This window comes from Vibrio sp. 1249-1 (genome assembly GCF_033340495.1).
Genome location: NZ_JAWOWJ010001166.1, coordinates 1 through 518, shown reverse-complemented (window position 1 = coordinate 518; position 518 = coordinate 1). Strand labels below are relative to the sequence as shown.

The following is a 518-nucleotide window of genomic DNA, read 5'->3' as shown; positions in this document are numbered from 1 at the left end:
CAAATAAAGATCCGCTTTGATCGGGAACGCATCTTGCTCAGACAACCACAAATCGATCTTCTGATAACTCGCTCCCTTGGTTTTGGCCGTTAGGGCAAGGCGATAAGCCGCGATGCTCTGTCCATTTATCGTGAGGGTTTCCGTCGCTTTCCACTCGCCTTGGTAATCCTGGCTCCACGTCAACGTTGAAATATCACCAATTGAGGCTTCACCAAGCAGCTTTTGCATTGGCGTAATACGAATTGGGCGGCGGCTCTTTGGCATTTGCAGCCAGTAGTTATCGCCCATCATCAGCATCTTCTGCCCCGCTTCGACCGCCGATTTGAACACCACCAGCGATTCACGGTTTGGCCGCGTGTACACATGGTAGAGACGCGTTTTGTCCAACTCTTGGTCTTGATACAAACGCACCAGCGACACCACTTTAGAAGAATCATCTTGCAAGCGGTAGCTGTCGGCTTTTTCAATCAATTGCGCGACTTGTTGTGCATCCAACGCTTGTTCAGCAGCACTCGCAA

1 protein-coding gene is annotated in these 518 nt (G+C 50.6%); it reads right to left on the bottom strand.

Features of this window, described 5'->3' with window-relative positions; translation table 11 throughout:
* The coding region (locus tag R7Z50_RS31065; RefSeq protein ID WP_318150221.1) for an outer membrane lipoprotein-sorting protein at positions 1 to 518 on the bottom strand (518 nt) is incomplete at both ends.